The organism is Corticimicrobacter sp., from assembly GCF_040137905.1.
Lineage (GTDB): Bacteria > Pseudomonadota > Gammaproteobacteria > Burkholderiales > Burkholderiaceae_B > Corticimicrobacter.
This window is the reverse complement of sequence record NZ_JBEFDG010000065.1, coordinates 1-25,423: the sequence shown is the minus strand read 5'-3', so window position 1 is coordinate 25,423 and position 25,423 is coordinate 1. Positions and strand designations below refer to the sequence as shown.

Annotated in this window: 19 protein-coding genes and 1 tRNA gene; 11 read left to right on the top strand and 9 right to left on the bottom strand. The window is 61.3% G+C overall.

Going from position 1 to position 25,423, the window contains the following annotated elements:
• Positions 1-14: 14 nt before the first annotated feature.
• The 9 genes from ABN482_RS10660 to rpoC all read left to right on the top strand — a co-directional run bounded on the left by ABN482_RS10660 (position 15) and on the right by rpoC (position 12,027).
• Positions 15-90, top strand: a tRNA-Trp gene (locus tag ABN482_RS10660).
• Positions 91-132: 42 nt separating this feature from the next.
• Positions 133-513, top strand: coding sequence for a preprotein translocase subunit SecE (gene secE, locus ABN482_RS10655; RefSeq protein WP_349503971.1), 381 nt, complete (start codon positions 133-135; stop codon positions 511-513).
• Between the two features lie 9 nt (positions 514-522).
• A complete protein-coding gene (gene nusG / locus ABN482_RS10650) occupies positions 523-1,056 on the top strand; it encodes a transcription termination/antitermination protein NusG (RefSeq protein WP_349503970.1) in 534 nt (177 codons plus the stop codon).
• 65 nt (positions 1,057-1,121) lie between these two features.
• Positions 1,122-1,553, top strand: a complete 432-nt coding sequence (gene rplK / locus ABN482_RS10645; protein ID WP_109063205.1) for a 50S ribosomal protein L11 — start codon at positions 1,122-1,124, stop codon at positions 1,551-1,553.
• 2 nt (positions 1,554-1,555) lie between these two features.
• A complete protein-coding gene (rplA, locus tag ABN482_RS10640) occupies positions 1,556-2,257 on the top strand; it encodes a 50S ribosomal protein L1 (RefSeq protein ID WP_109063204.1) in 702 nt (233 codons plus the stop codon).
• A 235-nt stretch (positions 2,258-2,492) separates the two neighbouring features.
• The gene (rplJ, locus tag ABN482_RS10635) at positions 2,493-3,017 is read left to right on the top strand and encodes a 50S ribosomal protein L10 (protein ID WP_349503969.1); all 525 of its coding nucleotides are present in this window, start codon (positions 2,493-2,495) and stop codon (positions 3,015-3,017) included.
• A 95-nt stretch (positions 3,018-3,112) separates the two neighbouring features.
• Complete coding sequence (gene rplL / locus ABN482_RS10630) at positions 3,113-3,493, top strand: 50S ribosomal protein L7/L12 (protein WP_349503968.1); 381 nt, start codon at positions 3,113-3,115, stop codon at positions 3,491-3,493.
• Between the two features lie 162 nt (positions 3,494-3,655).
• Entirely contained in the window at positions 3,656-7,768 is a 4,113-nt protein-coding gene (gene rpoB / locus ABN482_RS10625) for a DNA-directed RNA polymerase subunit beta (RefSeq protein ID WP_349503967.1), read from the top strand.
• A complete protein-coding gene (gene rpoC, locus ABN482_RS10620) occupies positions 7,768-12,027 on the top strand; it encodes a DNA-directed RNA polymerase subunit beta' (RefSeq protein ID WP_349503966.1) in 4,260 nt (1,419 codons plus the stop codon). Before rpoB ends, rpoC begins: the two co-directional genes overlap by 1 nt.
• 90 nt (positions 12,028-12,117) lie before the next feature.
• Here rpoC and ABN482_RS10615 read toward each other — a convergent pair whose 3' ends face one another.
• The 4 genes from ABN482_RS10615 to ABN482_RS10600 are packed head-to-tail and all read right to left on the bottom strand — an operon-like array spanning position 12,118 to position 16,655.
• Complete coding sequence (locus ABN482_RS10615; protein ID WP_349503965.1) at positions 12,118-12,462, bottom strand: hypothetical protein; 345 nt, start codon at positions 12,460-12,462, stop codon at positions 12,118-12,120.
• 48 nt (positions 12,463-12,510) lie between these two features.
• A complete protein-coding gene (locus tag ABN482_RS10610; protein ID WP_349503964.1) occupies positions 12,511-14,871 on the bottom strand; it encodes a CHASE2 domain-containing protein in 2,361 nt (786 codons plus the stop codon).
• The gene (locus ABN482_RS10605) at positions 14,840-15,955 is read right to left on the bottom strand and encodes a FecR family protein (protein WP_349503963.1); all 1,116 of its coding nucleotides are present in this window, start codon (positions 15,953-15,955) and stop codon (positions 14,840-14,842) included. The genes ABN482_RS10610 and ABN482_RS10605 overlap by 32 nt, the downstream gene beginning before the upstream one ends.
• Positions 15,924-16,655 (bottom strand): response regulator transcription factor, encoded by a 732-nt coding sequence (locus ABN482_RS10600; RefSeq protein WP_502877278.1) that lies wholly within the window; start codon positions 16,653-16,655, stop codon positions 15,924-15,926. Before ABN482_RS10600 ends, ABN482_RS10605 begins: the two co-directional genes overlap by 32 nt.
• Positions 16,656-16,927: 272 nt before the next feature.
• On the opposite strand from ABN482_RS10600, the gene ABN482_RS10595 reads away from it, so the two are divergent.
• Positions 16,928-17,644, top strand: a complete 717-nt coding sequence (locus ABN482_RS10595) for a response regulator transcription factor (protein WP_349503962.1) — start codon at positions 16,928-16,930, stop codon at positions 17,642-17,644.
• Between the two features lie 71 nt (positions 17,645-17,715).
• On the opposite strand, the gene ispH is transcribed toward ABN482_RS10595, so the two are convergent.
• Both ispH and ABN482_RS10585 read right to left on the bottom strand, forming a co-directional pair.
• On the bottom strand, positions 17,716-18,657 hold the full coding sequence (gene ispH, locus ABN482_RS10590; RefSeq protein ID WP_349503961.1) for a 4-hydroxy-3-methylbut-2-enyl diphosphate reductase: 942 nt from the start codon (positions 18,655-18,657) through the stop codon (positions 17,716-17,718).
• Positions 18,657-19,133, bottom strand: coding sequence for an FKBP-type peptidyl-prolyl cis-trans isomerase (locus ABN482_RS10585; protein ID WP_349503960.1), 477 nt, complete (start codon positions 19,131-19,133; stop codon positions 18,657-18,659). Before ABN482_RS10585 ends, ispH begins: the two co-directional genes overlap by 1 nt.
• A 51-nt stretch (positions 19,134-19,184) precedes the next feature.
• On the opposite strand from ABN482_RS10585, the gene radC reads away from it, so the two are divergent.
• Positions 19,185-19,880 carry a RadC family protein gene (radC, locus tag ABN482_RS10580; protein WP_349503959.1) on the top strand — a complete coding sequence of 232 codons (696 nt, stop codon included), beginning with the start codon at positions 19,185-19,187 and terminating at the stop codon, positions 19,878-19,880.
• Between the two features lie 25 nt (positions 19,881-19,905).
• Here radC and ABN482_RS10575 read toward each other — a convergent pair whose 3' ends face one another.
• The 3 genes from ABN482_RS10575 to ABN482_RS10565 form a co-directional block, all read right to left on the bottom strand.
• Positions 19,906-21,087 carry an acetyl-CoA C-acyltransferase gene (locus tag ABN482_RS10575; protein WP_349503958.1) on the bottom strand — a complete coding sequence of 394 codons (1,182 nt, stop codon included), beginning with the start codon at positions 21,085-21,087 and terminating at the stop codon, positions 19,906-19,908.
• Between the two features lie 59 nt (positions 21,088-21,146).
• Complete coding sequence (gene aceK, locus ABN482_RS10570; protein WP_349503957.1) at positions 21,147-22,949, bottom strand: bifunctional isocitrate dehydrogenase kinase/phosphatase; 1,803 nt, start codon at positions 22,947-22,949, stop codon at positions 21,147-21,149.
• Between the two features lie 95 nt (positions 22,950-23,044).
• Positions 23,045-25,039, bottom strand: a complete 1,995-nt coding sequence (locus ABN482_RS10565; protein WP_349503956.1) for a sigma-54-dependent Fis family transcriptional regulator — start codon at positions 25,037-25,039, stop codon at positions 23,045-23,047.
• Positions 25,040-25,423: the final 384 nt, after the last annotated feature.

Here is a 25,423-nt window from a genome sequence, read left to right as displayed (position 1 = left end):
GCAAGTAGGGTTACAGGGGTATAGCTCAATTGGCAGAGCGTCGGTCTCCAAAACCGAAGGTTGTAGGTTCGATTCCTACTGCCCCTGCCATTCACCTTGCGAGTTGCATCTAACAGCGAGCTCGCGGATTACATGTCGAATAGCAGCATAGAAACCGTCACCAGCAGTACAGACCGGGCCAAGCTTGTCTTGGCTGTTGTCGTTGTGATTGCCGGTATTGTTGGGTTTTCCTGGTTTGGCCAGTGGCCCACTGTTGCGCGCGTAGGACTCTTCATCGGTGGCCTTCTGCTGGCCGCATTCATTGCCTGGACCAGTGAGCCTGGCAAGCGTACGTTGAGTTTTGCCGGCGCTTCCTACAATGAAGTCAAGCGTGTCACCTGGCCGACCCGCAAGGAAACCATGCAGATGACTGGCGTGGTGTTCGGCTTTGTGTTTGTCATGGGGGCTTTCCTGTGGCTGCTGGACAAGGGCCTCGAATGGGTTATCTACGGCCTGCTGCTGGGCTGGAAATAAGGGCGACAGATGAGTAAACGCTGGTACGTGGTGCATGTCTATTCCGGCATGGAAAAGAGTGTGCACAAGGCGCTGGTAGAGCGCATCGAGCGCGCCGGGCTGCAGACCTCGTTCGGTCGCATTCTGGTTCCTTCCGAGGAAGTCGTCGAGATGCGCGGTGGCCAGAAGGCCATTTCCGAGCGCCGGATTTTCCCTGGCTATGTGCTGGTCGAGATGGAACTGTCCGACGAAACTTGGCACCTGGTCAAGAGTACCAACCGGGTCACCGGTTTTCTGGGTGGCACGGGCAATCGCCCGACGCCGATTTCCGAAAAGGAAGTGGAGAACATTCTCTCCCAGATGGAAGAGGGCACTGAAAAGCCCCGTCCCAAGATTCTGTTCGAAGTGGGCGAAGTCGTACGTGTCAAGGAAGGTCCCTTCGCGGACTTCAATGGCAACATCGAGGAAGTCAACTACGAGAAAAGCAAGGTACGCGTTTCGGTGGCCATTTTCGGTCGCGCTACGCCTGTCGAGCTGGATTTCGGTCAGGTCGAAAAGACCTGAGTTTTCAACCCCGGGGAGCCTGCCGCTGATGCGACAGGCGAATGTACCCGCAAGGAGCTTCAAAAATGGCGAAGAAAATCGTCGGCTTCATCAAGCTGCAAGTGCCAGCTGGTAAGGCCAACCCCTCCCCCCCGATCGGTCCGGCGCTCGGTCAGCGCGGTCTGAACATCATGGAATTCTGCAAGGCGTTCAACGCCAAGACCCAGGGCGTCGAGCCCGGTCTGCCGATTCCTGTGGTGATCACCGCCTATGCGGACAAGAGCTTCACCTTCATCATGAAGACGCCGCCCGCGACCATTCTGATCAAGAAGGCCGCCGGTGTGCAGAAGGGTTCGCCCCGTCCCCACCTGGACAAGGTCGGCAAGCTGACCCGCGCCCAGGTCGAGGAAATCGCCAAGACCAAGGAACCCGACCTGACCGCAGCCGATCTGGATGCAGCAGTTCGCACCATCGCGGGCAGCGCCCGTAGCATGGGTATCACGGTTGAGGGGATCTAATCATGGCAAAACTGTCCAAACGCGTTGCTGCCCTGCGTCAGAAGATTGACCGTACCAAGCTGTACGCTGTCTCCGAAGCGCTGACCCTGGTCAAGGAAACCGCCACCGCCAAGTTCGACGAGTCCGTCGACGTGGCCGTGCAACTGGGTATCGATCCCAAAAAATCCGACCAGCTGGTGCGTGGTTCGGTCGTGCTGCCTGCCGGTACCGGCAAGTCGGTTCGCGTGGCTGTGTTCGCCCAGGGCGAAAAGGCCGAGGCTGCCAAGGCCGCCGGTGCCGACATCGTCGGTCTGGATGATCTGGCTGAAAGCATCAAGGCCGGCAATCTCGACTTCGACGTCGTGATCGCTTCGCCCGACACGATGCGTGTTGTCGGTGCCCTGGGTCAGGTGCTGGGTCCCCGTGGCCTGATGCCCAACCCCAAGGTCGGTACCGTGACGCCTGACGTCGCCACCGCCGTCAAGAACGCCAAGGCCGGTCAGATCCAGTATCGTACCGACAAGGCTGGCATCATTCACGCCACCATCGGTCGTGCTTCGTTCGACATCGAAAAGCTGCAGAGCAACCTGGCTGCACTGGTCGATGCACTGAACAAGGCTCGTCCCGCAACGTCCAAGGGCGTGTATCTGCGCAAGATCGCTGTCTCCTCCACCATGGGTGGCGGCGCACGCGTCGATATCGCGTCCCTCGCATCGGGCCAATAACCCGACGCAAAACAGACTTTGGGCTGTGTCCGACGTTTTTTGGTCGGACGCTGCTGTCAAAGACCGCTGGAGCAGATGCAAATCTGCTTAATCCCGAAGCCCGTATGGTTCGGATCCAGCGCAGACGGCGTCCACGGAAGATTTCTTTGCAGTACTGAAGAACTCGACCAGGTTCGCCGCATTCGGTTAACGCAAGGGAATGATCCCGAGCGTTTTTTGATGGAGTGTTCAAACCGTGAGTCTCAATCGTCAAGAGAAAGCGGTCGTTATCGAAGAAGTCGCGGCAGAAATTGCCAAGGCCAAATCGGTAGTGGTCGCAGAGTACCGTGGTCTGGACGTCGCCTCTGTCACCGTATTGCGCAAGACTGCGCGTGAATCGGGTGTGTACCTCCGTGTTCTGAAGAACACGCTGGTGCGCCGTGCTGTTGCTGGCACCTCGTTCGAGGAACTGTCCAGCCAACTGACCGGACCGCTGGTGTACGCCATCAGCGAAGATCCGGTCGCGGCCGCCAAGGTGCTCTCCGGTTTCGCCAAAACCAACGACAAGCTGGTCATCAAGGCTGGGGCTCTGCCCAACAGCGTGCTTGACCTGGCAGGCATCAAGGCCCTGGCCGAACTGCCTTCCCGCGAAGAGTTGCTGGCGAAACTGCTGGGCACGATGCAAGCCCCGATCGCACAGTTTGCGCGTACGCTCAACGAAGTTCCCACCAAGTTCGTCCGCGGCCTCGCAGCCGTGCGCGATCAGAAGGAAGCCGCATAAACCACGCTTACCTGCGTGGTCTGTGCAGCGGAATTCCGTTGAACGACCGAGCGATACCCAACCCTGGCATTATTCCTATCTGGAGTTCTTAAAAAATGGCACTTAACAAAGCTGAAATCCTTGAAGCCATCGCTGGCCTGACCGTGCTCGAACTGTCCGAGCTGATCAAGGATCTGGAAGAGAAGTTTGGCGTGTCGGCTGCTGCCGCCGCCGTGGCTGTTGCTGCTCCCGCCGCTGGCGGCGCAGCTCCTGCTGCTGAAGAAAAGACCGAATTCGACGTCGTCCTGCTTGAAGCCGGCGCGAACAAGGTCAGCGTCATCAAGGCCGTGCGCGAGCTGACGGGCCTGGGTCTGAAGGAAGCCAAGGACCTGGTCGACGGCGCGCCCAAGACCGTCAAGGAAGCCGCAGCCAAGGCTGAAGCCGACGAAGCCAAGAAGAAGCTGGAAGAAGCCGGCGCCAAGGTCGAACTCAAGTAAGACCTTTGCTTGGCTGCCCGGGGAGCGTTTTTGCGCCCCCCGGGCTTTTGCGTCTCCAGGAAACCTGATTATTACGTTGGGTACGGCCGCCCAGCCGGGTTTCCTGGAGTCGTATCCCACGGCCGTGGATTACGGTCTATGCAACCTCGAGTCGGAGTGCTCATGCCTTACTCGTATACCGAAAAAAAGCGCATCCGCAAAAGCTTCGCCCAGCGTGAAGATATTCAGAATGTACCTTATCTGCTGGCGACGCAGCTGCAATCCTACAGGGATTTTCTGCAGGCCGACATGCTGTCGTCGGATCGCAAGGATGAAGGGCTTCAAGCGGCATTCACATCCATTTTCCCGATCGTCAGCCATAACCAGATGGCGCGTCTGGAGTTCGTCAACTATGTATTGGGCGATCCGGTATTCGACGTCAAGGAATGCCAGCAGCGCGGCCTGACCTTTGCGTCGCCGCTGCGTGCCAAGGTACGTCTGGTCCTGATGGACCGCGAAGTCAGCAAGCCGACCGTCAAGGAAGTGAAGGAACAGGAAGTCTACATGGGCGAACTGCCCCTGATGACCGAAAACGGTTCCTTCGTGATCAACGGTACCGAGCGCGTCATCGTGTCGCAACTGCACCGTTCGCCTGGCGTGTTCTTCGAGCATGACCGCGGCAAGACCCACAGCTCCGGCAAGCTGCTGTTTTCGGCTCGCGTGATTCCCTACCGTGGTTCGTGGCTCGATTTCGAGTTCGATCCCAAGGATATCCTGTTCTTCCGCGTTGACCGTCGCCGCAAGATGCCGGTGTCGATCCTGCTGAAGGCCATCGGCATGACGCCGGAAACCATCCTGGCGCACTTCTTCGATTTCGACAACTTCGAACTCAAGTCCGAAGGCGCGCTGATGGAATTTGTTTCCGAGCGCTGGAAGGGCGAGGTTGCCCGTTTCGATATCACCGATCGCAGCGGCAAGGTGCTGGTCGAGCAGGACAAGCGCATCAATGCGCGTCATCTGCGCGATCTGAGCACTGCCGGCATCGAACGTATCTCCACGCCGGAAGATTTCCTGCTGGGTCGCGTGCTGGCCAAGAATGTCATCGATCCCGAAACCGGCGAGTTGCTGGCCGCCGCCAATGCCGAGATCACCGAAGGCATTCTGGCTGACCTGCGTGCCGCCGGCATCCGTGATATCCAGACGCTGTATACCAACGACCTGGATCGTGGTGCCTACATCTCGATGACGCTGCGCACCGATGACACCGCCGACCAGATGGCTGCCCGTGTGGCCATCTATCGCATGATGCGTCCTGGCGAGCCGCCCACCGAGGAAGCCGTCGAAGCACTGTTCCAGCGTCTGTTCTACAGCGAGGAAAGCTACGACCTGTCGCGTGTGGGCCGCATGAAGGTCAACAGCCGTCTGGGTCGTGGTGACGACACCAGCGGTCCGCTGACGCTGACCGACGATGACATCCTGGATACCATCAAGGTACTGGTGGACCTGCGTAACGGTATTGGCCAGATCGATGATATCGATCACCTGGGCAATCGCCGCGTCCGCTGTGTCGGCGAACTGGCCGAGAACCAGTTCCGTGCCGGTCTGGTGCGTGTCGAGCGCGCCGTCAAGGAACGTCTGGGCCAGGCCGAGACCGAAAACCTGATGCCGCACGACCTGATCAACTCCAAGCCGATCTCGGCTGCTATCAAGGAGTTCTTCGGTTCGAGCCAGTTGTCGCAGTTCATGGATCAGACCAACCCCCTGTCCGAGATCACGCACAAGCGTCGCGTTTCGGCACTGGGCCCGGGCGGTCTGACCCGCGAACGTGCCGGCTTCGAGGTGCGCGACGTGCACCCGACTCACTACGGCCGTGTCTGCCCCATCGAAACGCCTGAAGGCCCGAACATCGGCCTGATCAACTCGATGGCGCTGTATGCCCGCCTGAACGAATACGGCTTTCTGGAAACGCCGTACCGCAAGATCGTCGATGGCAAGGTCAGCGACCAGATCGAGTACCTGTCTGCCATCGAGGAAGGCAACTACGTGATCGCGCAGGCCAACGCCGCACTTGATGGCGAAGGTCGCTTCACCGATGAACTGGTGGCTTGCCGTCAGGCTGGCGAAACGCTGCTAACGTCTCCCGAGAATGTCCACTACATGGACGTGGCGCCGTCGCAGATCGTGTCAGTGGCGGCTTCGCTGATTCCGTTCCTTGAGCACGATGACGCGAACCGGGCCCTGATGGGTGCCAACATGCAGCGCCAGGCCGTGCCTTGCCTGCGTCCTGAAAAGCCTGTGGTGGGTACGGGTATCGAACGCACCGTGGCAGTCGACTCCGGCACGACCGTGCAGGCCCGCCGTGGTGGCCTGGTCGATTACGTCGACGCCGACCGCGTGGTGATTCGCGTCAATGACGACGAAAACAGCGCGGGCGAAGTCGGTGTGGATATCTACAACCTGACGAAGTACACCCGTTCCAACCAGAACACCAACATCAACCAGCGTCCGCTGGTGCGCCTGGGCGACCGTGTCGCTCGTGGCGATGTGCTGGCCGATGGTGCCTCGACCGATCTGGGCGAACTGGCACTGGGCCAGAACATGCTGATCGCGTTCATGCCCTGGAACGGCTACAACTTCGAGGATTCGATCCTGATCTCCGAGAAGATCGTGGCCGAAGACCGTTACACCTCGATCCATATCGAGGAACTGACGGTCGTGGCACGCGACACCAAGCTCGGACCCGAGGAAATCACCCGCGACATCAGCAACCTGGCCGAACTGCAGCTCAACCGCCTGGATGAGTCCGGTATCGTCCACATCGGTGCCGAAGTGCGTGCCGACGACGTGCTGGTCGGCAAGGTCACGCCCAAGGGCGAGACCCAGCTGACGCCGGAAGAAAAACTGTTGCGTGCCATCTTCGGTGAGAAGGCTTCCGATGTGAAGGACACCTCGCTGCGCGTGCCGTCGGGCATGGTCGGCACGGTGATCGACGTGCAGGTCTTTACCCGTGAAGGCATCCAGCGTGACAAGCGCGCCCAGTCCATCATCGATGATGAACTGCGCCGTTATCGTCAGGACCTGAACGACCAGCTGCGTATCGTCGAGAACGATACCTTCGCCCGTCTGGAACGTTTCCTGGTTGGCAAGACCGCCAACGGCGGCCCGCGCAAGCTGGCCAAGGGCACCGATATCAGCGCCGACTACCTGAACGACCTGGATCGCTGGCAGTGGTTCGACATCCGCTTGGCGGACGAAGAGCATGCCGTGGCTCTGGAACAGGCTCAGGAGTCCGTTGAACAGAAGCGTCACCAGTTCGATCTGGCCTTCGAAGAAAAGCGCAAGAAGCTGACGCAGGGCGACGAGCTGCCTCCGGGCGTGCTCAAGATGGTCAAGGTCTACCTGGCCGTCAAGCGTCGTCTGCAGCCTGGCGACAAGATGGCCGGTCGTCACGGTAACAAGGGTGTGGTGTCGCGCATCGTTCCGGTCGAGGACATGCCCTTCATGGCCGACGGTACCACTGCCGATATCGTGCTGAACCCGCTGGGTGTGCCGTCGCGGATGAACGTGGGTCAGGTGCTCGAGGTTCACCTCGGCTGGGCCGCACGCGGCCTGGGCGAGCGTGTCGCCGAACTGCTGCAGGATCACCAGAAGGCCGAGGCCGGCAAGGTCCGCGGTTTCCTGGACCGGATCTACAGCAGCGCCGGCGGTGTGTCGCACATCGACGAGCTGACCGATGATGAAGTTCTCGAAATGGCGCACAACCTGAAGCGTGGCGTGCCGTTTGCGACGCCGGTGTTCGACGGTGCCACCGAAGACGACATCCAGGAAATGCTGAAGCTGGCCTACCCCGATGAGGTGGCCACCAAGCTGCAACTGACGCCTTCGCGTTCGCAGGTCACGCTGTTCGATGGCCGTACCGGCGAGAAATTCGAGCGTCCGGTCACCCTGGGCTACATGCACTACCTGAAGCTGCACCATCTGGTCGATGACAAGATGCATGCACGTTCGACTGGTCCGTACTCGCTTGTGACTCAGCAGCCGCTGGGCGGCAAGGCGCAGTTCGGTGGCCAGCGCTTCGGGGAAATGGAAGTCTGGGCACTGGAAGCCTACGGCGCATCCTATACGCTGCAGGAAATGCTGACCGTGAAGTCCGATGACATCACGGGCCGGACCAAGGTATACGAAAACATCGTCAAGGGCGATCACATGATCGACGCCGGCATGCCCGAGTCGTTCAATGTGTTGGTCAAGGAAATTCGATCGTTGTCCCTCGACATGGATTTGGAGCGTAAATAATGAAGGCGCTGCTCGACCTATTCAAGCAAGTCTCGCAGGATGACCAGTTCGATGCCATCAAGATCGGACTGGCTTCCCCCGAGAAAATCCGTTCCTGGTCTTTCGGCGAAGTCCGCAAGCCGGAAACGATCAACTACCGTACGTTCAAGCCTGAGCGCGACGGTCTGTTCTGCGCCAAGATCTTCGGACCGGTCAAGGACTATGAGTGCCTGTGCGGCAAGTACAAGCGCCTCAAGCACCGTGGCGTGATCTGCGAGAAGTGCGGCGTCGAAGTCACGCTGAGCAAGGTGCGCCGCGAGCGCATGGGCCATATCGAACTGGCCAGCCCGGTTGCGCACATCTGGTTCCTCAAGAGCCTGCCGTCGCGCCTGGGCATGGTGCTCGACATGACGCTGCGCGACATCGAGCGCGTGCTGTACTTCGAGGCATGGTGCGTGATCGAGCCGGGCATGACCCCGCTCAAGCGCGGCCAGATCATGTCCGACGATGACTTCCTCGCCAAGACCGAGGAGTACGGTGACGACTTCCACGCCCTGATGGGTGCGGAAGCCGTGCGCGAACTGCTGCGCACCATCGACATCGATCGTGAAGTCGAAACGCTGCGTGCCGAACTCAAGGCCACCACGTCGGATGCCAAGATGAAGAAGATTTCCAAGCGCCTGAAGGTGCTGGAAGGCTTCCAGAAATCCGGCATCAAGCCCGACTGGATGGTAATGGACGTGCTGCCGGTGCTGCCGCCGGACTTGCGTCCGCTGGTGCCGCTGGACGGCGGTCGTTTTGCGACCTCCGATCTGAATGACCTGTATCGTCGCGTCATCAACCGCAACAACCGCCTCAAGCGCCTGCTCGAACTGAAAGCGCCCGAGATCATCCTGCGCAACGAAAAGCGCATGCTGCAGGAATCGGTCGATTCGCTGCTGGACAACGGTCGTCGCGGCAAGGCCATGACGGGCGCCAACAAGCGCCAGCTCAAGTCGCTGGCCGACATGATCAAGGGCAAGGGCGGTCGTTTCCGTCAGAACCTGCTGGGCAAGCGCGTCGACTACTCGGGCCGTTCGGTAATCGTGGTGGGGCCGCAACTGCGCCTGCACCAGTGCGGTCTGCCCAAGCTGATGGCGCTGGAACTGTTCAAGCCCTTCATCTTCAGTCGTCTGGAGCAGATGGGCCTGGCCAATACCATCAAGGCCGCCAAGAAGCTGGTCGAGCAGCATGAACCCGTGGTGTGGGATATCCTCGAAGAGGTGATCCGCGAACATCCGATCATGCTCAACCGTGCGCCTACGCTGCACCGCCTGGGTATCCAGGCGTTCGAGCCGCAACTGATCGAAGGCAAGGCCATCCAGTTGCACCCGCTGGTCTGCGCGGCCTTCAACGCCGACTTCGACGGTGACCAGATGGCCGTGCACGTGCCGCTGTCGCTCGAAGCCCAGCTTGAGGCCCGCACGCTGATGCTGGCTTCAAACAACGTCCTGTTCCCGGCCAACGGCGAACCGTCGATCGTGCCGTCGCAGGATATCGTGCTGGGTCTGTACTACGCGACCCGCGACCGCATCAACGGCAAGGGCGAAGGCATGTTCTTCTCCGACGTGCCGGAAGTGCAGCGCGCCTACGACAACCGCGAAGTCGAACTGCAGACCCGCATCACCGTGCGCCTGAAGGAATACGTCAAGGACGCCGAAGGTGAATGGCAGCCGCAGATCAACCGTTACGAAACGACGGTTGGCCGTGCGCTGCTGTCCGAAATCCTGCCGCGAGGCCTGGCTTTCGAGAACCTGAACCGTGCGCTCAAGAAGAAAGAAATCTCGCGTCTGATCAACCTGTCGTATCGTCGCTGCGGCCTGCGTGCCACGGTGATTTTCGCCGACAAGCTGATGCAGTCCGGTTTCCGCCTGGCAACCCGTGGCGGCATTTCCATCGCCATGGAAGACATGCTGATCCCGGCCGCCAAGGAAGACATCCTGAACGAAGCCAGCAAGGAAGTGCTGGAAATCGACAAACAGTATTCTTCGGGTCTGGTGACGGCGCAGGAGCGCTACAACAACGTGGTGGACATCTGGGGCAAGGCCGGCGACAAGGTCGGCAAGGCCATGATGGAGCATCTGGCAACCGAGCCGGTGGTCAACCGCCACGGCAAGGAAGTACGCCAGGAATCGTTCAACTCCATCTTCATGATGGCTGACTCGGGTGCGCGGGGTTCCGCCGCCCAGATTCGTCAGTTGGCCGGTATGCGCGGCCTGATGGCCAAGCCGGATGGCTCGATCATCGAGACGCCTATTACGGCGAACTTCCGCGAAGGCCTGAACGTTCTGCAGTACTTCATCTCGACCCACGGTGCACGTAAGGGTCTGGCCGATACGGCACTGAAGACGGCAAACTCGGGTTACCTGACTCGTCGTCTGGTCGACGTGACCCAGGATCTGGTCATTACCGAAGACGATTGCGGCACCAGCCGCGGTGTGCTGATGCGTGCCGTGGTCGAGGGTGGTGAAGTGGTCGAAGCCCTGCGTGACCGTGCGCTGGGCCGTACGCTGGTGGCCGATGTGGTCAACCCCGATACGCAGGAAACTGCCATCGAGGCAGGTACGCTGCTCGACGAAGACCTGGTGGATGAACTGGATCGCCTGGGTGTGGATGAAGTCAAGGTCCGCACGGCACTGACCTGCGAAACCCGTCATGGTCTGTGCGCCAAGTGCTATGGCCGTGATCTGGGTCGTGGCTCCCTGGTCAATCTGGGTGAGGCTGTGGGTGTGATTGCCGCCCAGTCCATCGGTGAGCCGGGTACGCAGCTGACGATGCGGACGTTCCACATTGGTGGCGCGGCATCTCGTGCGGCCATGGCCAGCAGTGTCGAAAGCAAGGCGGCCGGCAATATCAGCTTTGCCAGCACGATGCGCTATGTGACCAATCCCAAGGGGGAACGGATCACGATCTCGCGTTCGGGTGAACTGATCATCTCCGATGACAGCGGTCGTGAGCGCGAACGCCACAAGGTGCCTTATGGTGCCCAGCTGCAGGTGGGTGATGGCGATACCGTTGCCGCAGGCGCACGCCTGGCGACCTGGGATCCGCTGACCCGTCCGATCGTGTCCGAGTACACTGGCCGCGTCCGCTTCGAGAACATCGAGGAAGGCGTGACCGTGGCCAAGCAGATGGATGAGGTCACAGGCCTGTCCACGCTGGTGGTGATCACGCCCAAGACCCGCGGTGGCCGCCAGGTCATGCGTCCGCAGATCAAGCTGCTCAACGAGCAGGGCAAGGAAGTCAAGATTGCCGGTACCGACCACTCGGTGAACATCACCTTCCCGGTCGGCGCGCTGATCACGGTGCGTGACGAGCAGGACATCTCTGTCGGTGAGATTCTCGCCCGTATTCCTCAGGAATCGCAGAAGACCCGCGACATTACCGGGGGTCTGCCGCGTGTGGCCGAGCTGTTCGAAGCCCGTTCGCCCAAGGATGCCGGCATGCTGGCCGATGTCACGGGTACGGTTTCCTTCGGCAAGGACACCAAGGGCAAGCAGCGCCTGGTGATCACCGATCTCGATGGCACCAGCCACGAGTTCCTGATTTCCAAGGAAAAGCAGGTTCTGGTGCACGATGGCCAAGTGGTGAACAAGGGCGAAATGATCGTCGACGGTCCGGCCGATCCGCATGACATCCTGCGCCTGCAGGGCATCGAGAAGCTGACCCAGTACATCGTCAAGGAAGTTCAGGACGTGTACCGTCTGCAGGGCGTGAAGATCAACGACAAGCACATTGAAGTGATCGTGCGTCAGATGCTGCGTCGTGTGAACATCGTCGATGCGGGCGATACCTCGTTCATTCCGGGCGAGCAGGTCGAACGTGCCGAGATGCTCAACGAGAACGATCGTATGGATGCCGACGGCAAGCGTCCGGCAACCTACGAAAACGTGCTGCTGGGGATCACCAAGGCCTCGCTGTCGACCGATTCGTTCATCTCCGCGGCTTCCTTCCAGGAAACCACGCGCGTGCTGACCGAAGCGGCCATCATGGGCAAGGTCGACGACCTGCGTGGTCTGAAGGAAAACGTCATCGTGGGTCGCCTGATCCCCGCTGGTACCGGTCTGGCCTATCACCAGGCCCGCAAGGACAAGGAAGCCTTCGAGGCGGCAGAGCGCGCTGCGCTGCGCAATCTCGAAAACCCGTTCGAGTCCTCTTCCAGCGCAGCCGAGAACCCCTTCGAGGAAGCCGCCGATCCGGTTGCGACCGCCGAGGACGAGGCCGACAGCAACGAAGCCTGATATCCGAATCATGCCGGCCCCGTCAGGGCCGGTATGTGATGGTTTCCATTACCCCATGCCATGCGGCGAAGTGCCGCGTGTCATGGGGTTTTATTTTGGCAGTAGCCACCCTGCGGCTAGCAGGGCGCAGCTAAAGAGGATCATCGCGGGCACGGCACCGATGGCCAGCCAACGCCAGATTGGTGGAGCAAGGTGAATGGTCGAGCCCTGGCAGCGAGCCCGTGCGCGCTCGGGCGCAAGCAGCACCATGCCACAGTGGAAAGGGGTGAGCAGCGGGATTGCCACGATACCGCTCAGCAAGGGCTGGCCGGTGCGCGCACGGTGCCGCCGGTCAAGCCAGAAGTCGAACGCCAGGCCGACCAGGATGATGTAGCAGGCCGTGGCAGCGAAGAGTAAGGCGATGATAAGCAGCAGTGTGTCGCGAGCATCTGTCATTCGCGTAGTGTGCCATCCGCGGCGCTGTCCGAAAAGGCGAGTCGGGGGTTACATATCGTCCAGCGGCATTTCGCCGGCCGGCAAATGAATGGAAAAGCGTGCGCCGCAACCCGGCTGGCTTTCTATTGAGCAGTGGCCACCATGACGTTCGGCCACTTTCTGCACGAATGCCAGACCCAGCCCGGTGCCTTTTGGTGCCGTCTTGCCCGGTTCGGGGGCTACCTGCGCGAATGGCTGGAACAGTCGCAATTGGTCCTGGGCGGCGATGCCCGGCCCCTGGTCGTCGATGCGGATAATCCATTCATCGCTGACCGCGAACAGCGCGATACTGACGGTTCCACCTTGTGGACTGAACTTGAGGGCATTGTCGATCAGGTTGCTGATGGCGCGCATCAACAGCGTGGGGTCGGCTTCAAGAAAGGCCGGGCGCAGTTCGATGTTGCTGGCGAGGGTGATGTGTCGGGTTTGTGCCAGTGCCCAGAAGTTGTCGCAAGTCTCATCCAGCATGTCGGCCAGGTCGATGGTGGCCAGGGCAAGCGGCGCAGATTCGGCGCGCGCCAGTCGCATGAAGCTGTCGACCAGATCAAGCGTGCGCTGGGCATGGATTGCAATCTGCGCGGTCAGTTGCGGGCCGGGCATGGCAGTGGTCTGCGCTGCATCACCCTGTAATTCCAGCAGGGCCAGGATGGAATTCTGTGGTGAACGCATGTCATGCGAAATGAAGCGCAGGGCCTCTTCGCGCTGGCGCTCTGCTTGGCGCAACGGACTGATGTCGGTCAGCATCAGCAGCATGCCAAGCAGGCGATGGCGGACCTGGTTGAGCTGGGCTCCCCGCAGGATCATGTCGCGGCCGCAGTGATCCTTGAATTCGATACCCTGCCTCAGGAGTATTTCGTCACCCTGGCAAAGTTTTTCGAAGGCACCGCGGGCACCTGGGGCATCCAGTCGTTCCAGCAGCACCTCGAGGGCCGGGCGACCGACGGCGGTCGTATCGTCTACACCCCGCAGCCAGTCCTGTGCTGCGGGATTGACCAGCAGGATGGTACCGTCGGGATGGCAGACCATGATAGGGTCGGGGGCACCGTCAAGGCTGTCGGCAAGTGTCTGGCGCAGGATGCGCAACCTGTCCAGAGCGTCCTGGAATGTATCGATGCGCGCCTGCAGGACATCGCCCAGTGTGCCAGCGGCAAGTGGCTGGGTGTCTGTCTTGAGGGGTCGCAGCGGATCTGTGGCGAAGAACCGTTCCGGCAGTGGTGAAGGCTCGCGTTTGAGGTGGGAAATTTCCTGATCGAAGAAGCGCAGCGCAGCTTCCTGGCGCCGCCAGCTCCAGAGCGGATAGGCGAGGATCAGCACCACGAAAATGGCGGCTGGTGGCAGCCAGTAGCCGAGTGCCAGCAGTAGCGGTACGGCCAGGAACACGGCGATACCCAGCCCGAAACCGGCCAGCAGGGCACTGCGGGGCGACAGGCGCAGCAGCATGATGCAGAGTAGCAGTGTCAGGGTCATGCCGATCGTGACCAGCAACCAGGTCGGCAAGGGACGTATCCAGCGGTCATCCAGGTAGGCCTGGACCATGTTGGCCAGGATCTCGACACCCGGCATGGCACCATCCTGGTGTGAAAGCGGCGTGGGATAGAAATCTCCCAGCGCCGTGGCATAGGTGCCCAGCAGGACCAGCCTGTTCCGGAAGAATGCCGGCGGGATGTCGCCGCGCAGTACGTCCAGGTAAGAGACGACCTGGAAGGCGTGATTGGATCCGAGAAAGGGGATCAGACGCATATCCTGCGTGTCGGATTCTTTCAGGTCGGGATGGATGATGCGGGCCAGTGCCAGGGCAAAATGGCCCTGCATGGTCGCAGGCAGGGCGCGAACCACGCCATCCGGGTCGGCATGCAGGTTGATGAATCCCATGGCCGCAGCCGACTGTTCAAGCTGCTCCACGGGACGCAGCGCCGGCGCGCCATGGGCGACGCCGGTACTGACATAGGGCAGTACCACGCGGCCGTGGCGCTGAAGCGCTTCGCCCAGATGACGGTCGTCGTCGGGATACTGTTGCTCGGGTTCAGAGAAAATGATATCGATACCGACGGCCTTCGCTTCGGAAAGGCGGTCGATCAGGGCGGCATGCAGCGCCCGGCGCCAGGGCCAGCGGCCCAGCACGGCAACGCTGGCATCGTCTATGGCGACAATGACGACGGGAGAGGTTGCCGCGACCTGGTCGGCCGGCTCGATGAGCCGGTAGATATCGAGCGACCGGTCATAGAGCGTCTGGTCGATGCGTCCGAGACCGTTGAATGCGCAAAGTACCGCACTGGCTGCCAGCAGCAGTGCGGTCAGCCACAGCCATTCGCGCCTGAGATGGCGCGAGTGGCTGCGCTCAGTAGAGCGGGCTCTGGAGGAAACCCTCACTGCCCAATGCGATCGGCTGGCCATCTTCCGAACGCACATAGCGGGCGGTGATGGTAAATGGGACGGTGGTGGTTGCACCCTGAAGGCCTTCTGCGTCTACGGCGCTGACCTGCATGTACCACTCGCCGGGCGCGGCGGCCGGCAGGGCGAACCAGGGTGCGTCGGCCTGCCATTCGGCGACCACGCTGTGGCCATTGGCGTCGCTGCTCTGGCGGGCCTGATAGCGTACGGCTCCTGCGACGGGCTGGAAGCTGAATCCTTCGGGTTGCGCACGGGTGGCTGCAATCGGTTCGGGTGCAGGCAGCAGTGGGCGCACTTCACCGGCATGGCCTGTGCTGTCGACGCTCAGACCATGACCTGCGGCAACAGCCAGCTCATTGCTTTCCTGTTCCGCTGAGACATGGACGCGTCCGTGCAGCACTTCCTGGCGCTGTCCATGGCTATCGGCATGGAGGCGGAAACGCGTGCCGCGCACACCAGTCACGGCAACCGGCGTGCGGACTTCGAAGCGCCCCACACCCTGGCCATCTGGGGCAACGGTGGCATCGATGCTGCCCTGGTCGACGTGCAATACGGTGTCGCCCAGCCTGGTGCCCTGGAATTGCTGGAGATTTTCAAGGTTGAGATCGGTGCGCGAGGGCAGACTGATCAGTGTACCGTCGGCCAGTTCGAGGGTGATGTGGCTGTTGTCGCCAGTCTGGATGCGGCTGCCGGTCGACAGGGGCTGGTCGGCTGCGGCTGCCTGGCCGCCGGCAGTTGCCTGCCCCTGGACATGGATGATACGGGCCGGTGCATCCTGGCGTGGAATCATGTTGAGCGGGATGCGCAGCATGAGGCCTATCGGGACTGCATAGGGGTCGGCAATGCGGTTGAGCTGCTGCAGTGCCTGCCAGTTGTCGGGGCGCAGGGTATAACGCTCCGACAGTTGCAGCAGCGTATCGCCTGCCATGATCCGGTGCAGGAAGTACTCACCCTGTGCGCCACTGGGCTGCGCCCAGGCCGGCAGGGTACAGCCCAGGCCGAGACAGAGCAGTACGGCCAGGAGACTTCGTTCAGGAAACCGTCGATTCGTCGTTGTTGTCATGATGCGTCAATTCCAGTCGGTAGCCGAGCGCGTAGGAAGAGATCAGCCTGACGCCATTCTCGGGGCGCAATTGCAGCTTCTGCCTGATGTTGGAGAGGTGGGTCGCCAGGGTGCGCGAGGTGGCTGGCACTTCGCGATTCCAGACGGCCATGGTGATGTGGTCGCGGGACATCAGTCGACCGACATTCTGGAAAAACAGCAGCGCCAGGTCGAACTCCTTGGCGGGCAGCACAATGGTCTGGTCCTGCAACTGGACGGTTCGTTCAATGGGATCGATCCGGTAGCCGGCAATCTCGAAAGGTGCATCTTCCGTGCGGGTGGTTTGCACCCCTGCACGGCGCAGCAGCGCGTCTATGCGGGCCAGCAGCTCATGGCGGCGTACCGGCTTGATCAGGTAATCGTCGGCACCCGAGCGCAGGCCCTGGACCAGATCTTCTTCCGAGGAGCGACTGGTGACGAAAATGACGGGCAGGTGATAGCCCAGGGTGGCGCGGATCCAGCGCAGCGTATCTTCGCCGGTGATTTCGGGCAGATGCCAGTCGAGCAGGACGAGATCGAACTGTTCCTTGCCAAGTGCCGCCATGAATGTTCTGCCATCCGCGTAGCCAGAGAATGCGTAGCCCGCCTGCGTCAGGATATCCCGAAACAAATTTATTTGATGCGGATCATCTTCCAGCGATGCTATTTTAATAGAATGCATCTGTTCGATTACCTAATGTATATGGCTGAATCAAATAATCACACTCATAGTGTGATTTTCAGGTGGCGATGACGATTGTCGGATGAAGAATGGGTCTTGCTCCGGCATTGAAAATAAGTGGAGTCATCCAAAACGCCAAAAAGTGACATTTTTTGCGTGACCAAAACAAAAGAAAGATAAAGTTAACAGACCTTGACTTGGCCGTCTTTGTCCTAGCCGTCATTCTATCAGGTGGTTTGAATGCGTATAGTGTTTCCTTCCGGAATCGACCGATGATAGATACTCATATTATTTTGCTGGAAACCAGAACTGAACTGAGTTCTTCTCTGAGCCACATGTTGGCGCAGAGTGGTTTTTCTGTTCATTCATGTCAAAACGTGCCTGAATTGTTTCGTCAGGCAGAAAAAGGCTGTGACATTATTCTGCTCGATATCGGACAGCCGCTTCTGGATGGCTTTTCGCTGTTACCGCGCCTGTCCGAAATTGCCAGGGCGGGTGTGGTGGTGCTTGCCGAGGATGCCGGTCTGGAAGTTCGCCTGCGCGCATTGCAGAGCGGTGCCGATGCCTGCCTGATGCAGCATGGCGACCAGCGGGAACTGGTTGCCGTGATTCTGGCCCTGATCCGTCGAGACCGTCGTCGTGCCGCGCCCGTTGTTGATCGCAGCGAAGCCGCCGATCCGGTACAGGTCGCGTCCGTGGGGGCCTGGCACCTGCGTGACCGTGGCTGGACGCTGGTGTCGCCGTCAGGGTCTACCGTATCACTGTCGGCGCGGGAGCGCATGGTGTTGCAGGAGTTGCTGGCCGAGCCCGGTCATCCGGTTGACCGCCTGAGGCTGAACGAATTGCTGTATCCCGGCAGCGAGGCACAGCAGCGCTCTCGCAGTGTCGATGTGATGATCAGTCGACTGCGGCGAAAGGCGAGTTCCTATGGGCTTGAACTGCCGATCCGGACCGTCTACGGCGGTGGCTATCTGTTCGTGACGGAGTAGGCAGGCCTGAAAGGCTCTGGTCAGGTTTTCGCTGCAGGTACGGCGAACAGGCCATACCTGCCTGGTCCGGCCTATTGTCCGGTTGTTTTGCGTGACAAAGTCTTCGGCAGCGGGAAGGCGACATTTTCTTCCAGTCCTGCCATCTTTCGTACCGAACTGGCACCCAGTTCCTTGAGACGGTGGATGACCTGGTCAACCAGCACGTCAGGAGCCGAGGCTCCGGCCGAAATACCGATTCTGCCGCGACCTTCCAGCCATGCGGGATCAATCGAGTCGGCCCCATCGATCAGGTAGGCTTCGATACCCTTGCGTTCCGCCACTTCGCGCAGCCGGTTTGAGTTGGAGCTGTTTGGGCTACCCACGACCAGGACCAGGTCGCACTCGGGGGCCATGACCTTGACGGCATCCTGGCGATTCTGCGTGGCGTAGCAGATATCGCTTTTCTTGGGCTCGGCGATATCCGGAAAGCGCGCCTTGAGCGCATTGGCCACGGCCAAGGCGTCATCGACCGAGAGGGTGGTCTGGGTGACGTAGGCGAGGTTGTTCGGATCCGAGACTTCCAGCGCCGCGACATCGGCTTCGGTCTCGACCAGGTAGATGCCGCCATCTGCCTGGCCCAGCGTGCCTTCGACTTCGGGGTGGCCCTTGTGGCCGATCATGATGATTTCGCGCCCGGCCTCGCGCATGCGGGCCACTTCGATGTGGACCTTGGTGACCAGCGGACAGGTGGCATCGAAGACCTGCAGGCCGCGCGCCTCAGCGTCCTGGCGGACGGCGCGCGAAACACCGTGCGCCGAGAAAATGACGATGGCCCCGGTGGGGGCCTCGTCGAGTTCCTTGATGAATACGGCACCCTTGCTGCGCAGGTTTTCGACCACGTAGCGGTTGTGGACGATCTCATGGCGGACGTAGATGGGCGCGCCGTGCAGCTCAAGCGCGCGCTCGACGATATCGATGGCGCGGTCCACGCCTGCGCAGAAGCCGCGGGGTTGGGCCAGCACGATCTCTGCCATCAGAGTATTCCCAGAATCTTGACATCGACTTTCAGGGCGATGCCGGCCAGCGGGTGGTTGAAGTCGAACAGGGCACCGTCGTCACGCAGCTCCTTGAGTACGCCGGAATAGCGCATGCCGGTGGGTGCCGTGAATTCGACCATATCACCCGGCGTGAGTTCGCTGTCGGGATCGGCGTGCCGTTCGAGCATGTCGCGGGTGATCTGCTGGAGCAGGTCCGGATTGCGCTCGCCATAGGCGTCGGCTGGTGCCAGCGTGAAACTGAACTCGGCATCTTCGGGCTGGCCGAGCAATGCGGCTTCCATGCCGGGTGCCCACTGGCCATTGCCCATCTGCAGGGTGGCGGGCCGACCGGTGAATGTGTCGGTGAACACCGAGCCTGCGCCGGGACCGGAGTCCAGCGAGATGCGGTAGTGCAGGGTCAGGTATGAATCGGGCTGGACAGAAATGTCCACCTTGTCGGTTGCGTCGCTCAAAGTTCTGTCATCCTGAAGGCATGTGCAAAGCCCCGATTTTAAGGCCAAACCATGCCAAGTCCCGATTTCTCCCCGCTTTCCGTGCGGAATCCCGATACCGGTATGCCGCGCGAGCGGCTGTTGCGCCATGGGGCCGCTGTCCTGAGCGATGCCGAGTTGCTGGCAGTGATCCTGCGCACCGGTGTAGCAGGCTGCCCGGTCGTGGCACTGGGACAGCAGTTGCTGCTGCGGTTCGGCGGCCTGCGCGGCCTGTTTGGCGCGGATCTGGCGGTATTGCAGCGGGTGCCTGGACTGGGGGCTGCCAAGTCCTGCCAATTGGCGGCCATCATGGAACTGTCGCGCCGTACCCTGGGCGAGGAACTGGGGGGCGGTGATGTGCTTGATGCGCCGCAGCGGGTCAAGGAGTACTGCGCGCTGACGCTGGGACATCGTCGCATCGAACACTGCATGGCGCTGTTCCTGGATAACCAGCACCGTCTGATCGCAAGCGTTGAGCTGGCCAGCGGTACGCTCAACCAGGCAGCGGTCTATCCGCGTGAGGTGGTGCGCCAGGCATTGTCGCATCATGCGGCGGCATTGATCCTGGCACACAACCATCCGTCTGGTTCGGCAGAGCCGAGTCAGGCCGACCTGACCCTGACCCGGCATCTTAAGCAGGCACTGGCGCTGGTCGACGTACGCCTGCTCGATCATATGATTGTGGCCGCTGACCAGGTGATTTCACTGGCCGAGCGCGGCCAGATGTAGCGTGCCGGGTCGGCCAGGGCGTCGATCAGATCAGTTCGACAGCCATGGCGACGCCTTCGCCGCCGCCGATGCACAGCGAGGCAATGCCACGCTTGCCGCCGCGCTGGCGCAGGGCTCCGATCAGCGTGACCAGAATGCGGGCACCGGATGCACCGATGGGGTGGCCCAGGGCCGTGGCACCCCCGTGGACGTTGACCTTGTCATGCGGCAGATCGAGTTCCTTCATGGCCGCCATGGCGACGACAGCAAAAGCCTCGTTGATTTCATACAGATCGACGTCGGCAGCCTTCCAGCCGGTCTTTTCGAACAGTTTCTGGATGGCACCGACCGGAGCCGTGGTGAACCATTCCGGGGCCTGTGAGTGCTGGCTGTGGCCGACGATGCGGGCCAGCGGCTGCAGACCGAGTTTTTCAGCGGTCGATGCGCGCATCAGCACCAGGGCGGCGGCACCGTCGGAAATCGATGACGAGGTTGCGGCGGTGATGGTGCCGTCCTTGGCGAAGGCCGCGCGCAGGCTGGGGATTTTTTCGGGCATGGCCTTGCCGGGGGCTTCGTCGGTATCGACCAGTACGTCGCCCTTGCGGCCGGGCACGCTGACCGGCGTGATTTCCCACTTGAAGCTGCCGTCTTCTACGGCGGCGCGGGCGCGACGCAGCGATTCGAGAGCAAAATTGTCCTGTTCCTCGCGGGTGAAGCTGTATTTATTTACGCATTCTTCGGCAAATACGCCCATGGCCTTGCCGCGATCATAGGCATCTTCCAGTCCGTCGAGGGCCATGTGGTCATAGACCGTGCTGTGGCCGTAGCGATAGCCCTGGCGGCCGCGCAGCAGCAGGTAGGGCGCATTGCTCATGCTTTCCTGGCCGCCGGCGACGACAACGTCGGTGCTGCCGGCCAGCAGCAGGTCATGGCCGAGCATGGCGGCCTTCATGCCCGATCCGCAGACCTTGTGGATGGTGCTGCTGCTGACACTCTGCGGCAGGCCCGCGCCCAGCGTGGCCTGGCGTGCCGGGGCCTGACCCTGGCCGGCCTGCAGTACGTTGCCCATGATGACTTCGGTGACCTTGTCGCCCTGGATGCCGGCGCGCTCGACGGCGGCCTTGATGGCGGTCGCGCCGAGCTGGTAGGCGGGCAGGCCTGACAGCGTACCCATCATGCCACCCATGGGGGTGCGGGCGACTGAAACGATGACGATAGGATCGGACATTGAATCTACTCCTGAAGGGGGTGAGAGATAAGGGCTTCCATACCCAGTGTATTACAAAATTAAACAAAACATTTGTCTTTGAATATCAGGCTGAAGCGCCGCTTCTGGTCGTACGGGAAAATGTCCTCGATGCGGCCCTGGGATACGCGGGTGCGGCAGGTCTGCCACCAACCGGCATCAAGCAGGTCGGCATGATGGCGCATGAAGGCGGCGCGTACGCGCGGGTCGCCCAGCAGGAAGCGGCCGAACTCTTCCGGGAACACATCGTTGGCACCGACGGCATACCAGGGTTCGCTGGCCATCTCGGCTTCCTCGTTCGGCGGCGGCGGGATGTGGCGGAAGTTCATCTCCGTCATGCGCTGGATCTCGTCGTAGTCGTAGAACACGACCCGCCCCAGCCGGGTGACGCCGAAATTCTTGTAGAGCATGTCACCCGGGAAGATATTGGCGGCTGCCAGTTCGCGGATGGCATTGCCGTATTCGCGCACGCCATGCTCCAGGCGCTCTTCCCCGGCCTGTCGCAGATAGATATTGAGGGGGGTCATGCGGCGCTCGATATAGACGTGGCGCAGCACGATGCGCTCGCCATCTTCTTCGATCAGGTTGGGGACACGGGCGTAGAGTTCCTCGAGAAGGGCGGGGGAAAAGCGATCGCGGGGCAGCGCGACCTGCGAGTATTCCCAGGTATCGGCCATGCGTCCGACTCGGTCGTGCAGCTTGACCAGGTGGTACTTGCTGCGGACCGTGGCATGGTCCATGCCGTCTTTGTCGATCCGATCCTTGATCAGCTTGAAGACATAGGGATACGAGGGCAGGGTGAAGACCGTCATGACCATGCCCTTGATGCCGGGCGCGACCTCGAACTGGTCTTTCGAGTGTGCCAGGTGCTGCAGGAAGTCGCGGTAGAAAAGGGTCTTGCCCTGTTTCTGCAGACCGATCATGGTGTAAAGCTCGGCCTTGGCCTTGTTGGGCAGCAGGCTGGAGAGGAAATCGACATAGGCGGCGGGCGTCTCCATGTCGACCTGGAAGTAGGCCCGCGTGAAGCTGAACAGTGTGCCCAGCTCGTGAGCGGAGAACAGCAGGGCATCGAGATGAATCTGGCCGGCCGGATTGCGCAGCAGCGGAATGCAGAAGGGATAGGTCATGCCCTGGTTGACCAGCCGGCCGATCAGGTAGGCACCCTTGTTGCGGTAAAAAAGAGAGCCCAGCACATGCAACTGGCAGTCACTGCCCAGCCGTGGCCCCATGTTGCGGGTGAGCGTGTTGCGCAGCCGCTGGATGGCGATCCGGGCCAGCCGGTCGATGTCGCGCGGCAGATCCTCGAAGGGGGCGGCCAGGCCGAAATCGCTCAGCATGCGATGCAGGCTCCGGCGCAGGCCTTCGGCCAGGGGATAGTAGACGCGATAGGATGGCAGCGTGCTGTCCAGGTAGTCGGTGGCGATGGCGGGCCGCACGAACATGACATCGTTCTGGAAGTAGTCGCGGTGCAGGATGCGGCAGGAAACCGAGTTGAAGAAAGTTTCGGCGCATTCCGGCTGGCGATGTCCGCTGTCTCCGAGCAGGGCTACATAGGCGTGGCGCACGGCCTGCCAGAACTCCCGGTCGCCGGGTGCGGCGCTGGCCCTGAGGCGATGCGCGCATTCGCGGACCCGGGCATCGTAGTATTCGATCCGTTCACGGGCCAGGTGCTGGATGGCATGCCAGTTGCCGGACTCGAACAGCGACTTGGCCCGCTGCGCGCTGTAGCGAAAGAGGGCGTAGTGGCGGTCAAAGCCCGCCAGGATGGCGGCAGCCACCTGGGCAGGGAGCTGCGCCGGCGTGGCTGCCGGCTCGATGTGCAGGTTGTCTCCTGAAAAGCTCATGCCATGGCGTCCTGAATGTCGATACACCTGGTATCGCAGGGGGCGTGGCCCGCTGCGCTTTTTTCTATTTCTCCATTCTCGCCGCAATAGGCCTGTTATGCATAGGGGTTTGAGCTTAGGGCTGGATTGGCATCGCGTGCCAGGTAGCGGTGCAGGGTACTGCGGTGGATGCCCAGGCTGCGTGCCGCACGGGAAATGTTGCCGCTGTGTTCATGCAGCGCTTGCCTGATGCGCTGCGCACTGAGTGCATGCAGCGTGGCTTGTGGGCTGTGGTCTGAGGCAGCATGCCGTGGCAATGTGTGTGTGTCTGTGGCGGGTTGAGCCACCATGCCGTGCGGCCAGGAAGTGGGCTGGAAACCATCCGGCAACCCTTCGGCCATGACGAGGCTGCCGGGCGGATGCCGCAGCACCAGCCCCCGGAGCAGCGCCTGCAGTTCGCGATAGTTGCCGGGCCAGCGGTGCGCACACAAGGCATCCAGGGTACTGTCATGTAGCGTCATGCCCTGCTCGAGTGCGCCGTGGCGATTGAATTCGGCACACAGGAAGGCACGCAGGTCGCTGCGCTCGCGCAGGGCCGGCAGGCCTATACGGTGATCCTGCAGGCGGTAATACAGGTCGGCGCGAAACTGGCCATCCTGTACGCGTTGTGCCAGATCCTGGTTTGTGGCGCTGATCAGCAGAAAATCGACGGGAACGGACTTGTCGGCACCGAGCGGCAGGACTTCGCGCTCCTGCAGAACCCGTAGCAGGCGGGTCTGCAATGGCAGTGGCATGTCGCCGATCTCGTCCAGGAACAGGATGCCGCCGTTGGCTTCGCGCAACCGGCCGCGTGCGCCCTGGCGCAGGGCACCAGTGAACGCGCCAGCGGCGTAGCCGAACAGCTCGGCTTCGATCAGTGTGTCGGGCAGGGCTCCGCAATTGATGGCGATGAATGGCTGGTTGCTGCGTGTGCTGCTGGCATGGAGCCGGCGCGCATAGACTTCCTTGCCGGTGCCGGTCTCGCCTTCGAGCAGGACCGCGAGCCCGCCCTGCAGCGCACGCAGGGCGGTGCCGAAGCCGGCACGCAGCATGTCCGGCAGATCGGGCAATGCATGGCTGCCAGGCAGCCCGTGTCGGGCAGCCATGGCGACATCCTTGTGGTGGCCCTGCCTGGGCAGGTGGGCCATGTGTGGGTCGGATTGCTCGCTGCGGCGCAGGGGGCCCTGATCCTGCTGGCGTGGCGAAGCCATGCCGGAGGCGGGGCGCCTTAGCTGGATGAACAGTGGCATGCCACGTGGCGTGCGCAGCGTGCATGTATCGGGTGCAGCCTGCTGCCAGCCGTCGCCCAGCCAGGCCTGCACGGGTTGGTCGATGAGTTGTGTCCAACTCGTGTCCAGTTGCGCGATGGCGGCGTCGTTGGCACCGACGATGTGTCCATCGTGAATCATCAACTGGGCGCGCTCGATCGAGTCGAGCATGGCATGCTGGCGGTGGAATACCAGCAGTTCGGGCTGTTCCCCAGCCTGTTCCATGATGCGATTGGTGACCTGCCGGGCAAACATCGAGGCGAGCTTCAGTGCATAGGCGTGCAGCCGGCCAGCTTCGCAGGAGATATCGAGCACGCCCAGGATGTCGCCACGCGGGGACCGGATGGGCGCACCATGACAGCTCAGGATGCGGTTGCGCGGTAAAAAGTGCTCGCTGCCATGCACGCTCAATGCTTGCCCCTCGACCAGTACCGTGCCGACACCGTTGGTGCCACGATGTGATTCGGCCCAACTGACGCCGGGTCGCAACGCGACCTGGTCGGCGCGGTGCAGAAAGTCGGCATTGCCCCGCGTCTGGAGGATGATGCCGGCAGCGTCGGTCAGTACCACGATACCGGCGGCACTGCCGACCAGTCCGGCCAACGTTTCGATTTCAGGCTGTGCGGCATACAGCAGGCTGGCATGTTGTGCACAGCGGTCGGCCAGGTCGACGCGGGCCAGCATGACCGGCTCGTCCGGCAGGTCGCGTTGCTGGTGGCAGCGCGCCCAGGAGCGGAGGATGGGCGAGGTTCCGGGCGTGTCGGACAGATCCACGCGCGGTTCGTAGAAATCGGTGCCGTTCATGTCTGGTTCCTTGGTAGTTGCAGATCGCGACACTTGTGCCGCCTGCTGCGACAGTCATGTGTCGCGAAGTGCGACAGTTTCCGGAAAGGAACGGGCCGTGTGGCCGGTTCTGCCGATTATGCATCAAAGGCGGCTGCGTACGTCCGGGACTACGGGTAAGTCCCCGGGAGGTTGTTGGCACGCTAATTGCTTGCATTCTCATTGACTGCCTGCAATGGCAGTGCTGTTATCAATATTAGTTCTTATTCATAATAATGTGCAGGAGACATGTGATGAATCTGTCCGACCTCAAGCAGTTCGGGATTGACCTCGATTTTCCCTTCAAGAGCAAGTACGAGAACTACATTGGCGGCAAGTGGGTGGCCCCGGTATCGGGCAACTACT

Coding starts and splice junctions, on each gene's coding strand:
- rplA (WP_109063204.1), top strand. CDS start 1,556: ATGGCAAAACTGTCCAAACGCGTTGCTGCCCTGCGTCAGAAGATTGAC.
- ABN482_RS10605 (WP_349503963.1), bottom strand. CDS start 15,955: ATGACAACAACGACGAATCGACGGTTTCCTGAACGAAGTCTCCTGGCC.
- secE (WP_349503971.1), top strand. CDS start 133: ATGTCGAATAGCAGCATAGAAACCGTCACCAGCAGTACAGACCGGGCC.
- rpoC (WP_349503966.1), top strand. CDS start 7,768: ATGAAGGCGCTGCTCGACCTATTCAAGCAAGTCTCGCAGGATGACCAG.
- rplK (WP_109063205.1), top strand. CDS start 1,122: ATGGCGAAGAAAATCGTCGGCTTCATCAAGCTGCAAGTGCCAGCTGGT.
- ABN482_RS10575 (WP_349503958.1), bottom strand. CDS start 21,087: ATGTCCGATCCTATCGTCATCGTTTCAGTCGCCCGCACCCCCATGGGT.
- ispH (WP_349503961.1), bottom strand. CDS start 18,657: ATGGCAGAGATCGTGCTGGCCCAACCCCGCGGCTTCTGCGCAGGCGTG.
- ABN482_RS10600 (WP_502877278.1), bottom strand. CDS start 16,655: ATGCATTCTATTAAAATAGCATCGCTGGAAGATGATCCGCATCAAATA.
- radC (WP_349503959.1), top strand. CDS start 19,185: ATGCCAAGTCCCGATTTCTCCCCGCTTTCCGTGCGGAATCCCGATACC.
- rplL (WP_349503968.1), top strand. CDS start 3,113: ATGGCACTTAACAAAGCTGAAATCCTTGAAGCCATCGCTGGCCTGACC.
- ABN482_RS10565 (WP_349503956.1), bottom strand. CDS start 25,039: ATGAACGGCACCGATTTCTACGAACCGCGCGTGGATCTGTCCGACACG.
- ABN482_RS10615 (WP_349503965.1), bottom strand. CDS start 12,462: ATGACAGATGCTCGCGACACACTGCTGCTTATCATCGCCTTACTCTTC.
- rpoB (WP_349503967.1), top strand. CDS start 3,656: ATGCCTTACTCGTATACCGAAAAAAAGCGCATCCGCAAAAGCTTCGCC.
- nusG (WP_349503970.1), top strand. CDS start 523: ATGAGTAAACGCTGGTACGTGGTGCATGTCTATTCCGGCATGGAAAAG.
- ABN482_RS10595 (WP_349503962.1), top strand. CDS start 16,928: ATGATAGATACTCATATTATTTTGCTGGAAACCAGAACTGAACTGAGT.
- aceK (WP_349503957.1), bottom strand. CDS start 22,949: ATGAGCTTTTCAGGAGACAACCTGCACATCGAGCCGGCAGCCACGCCG.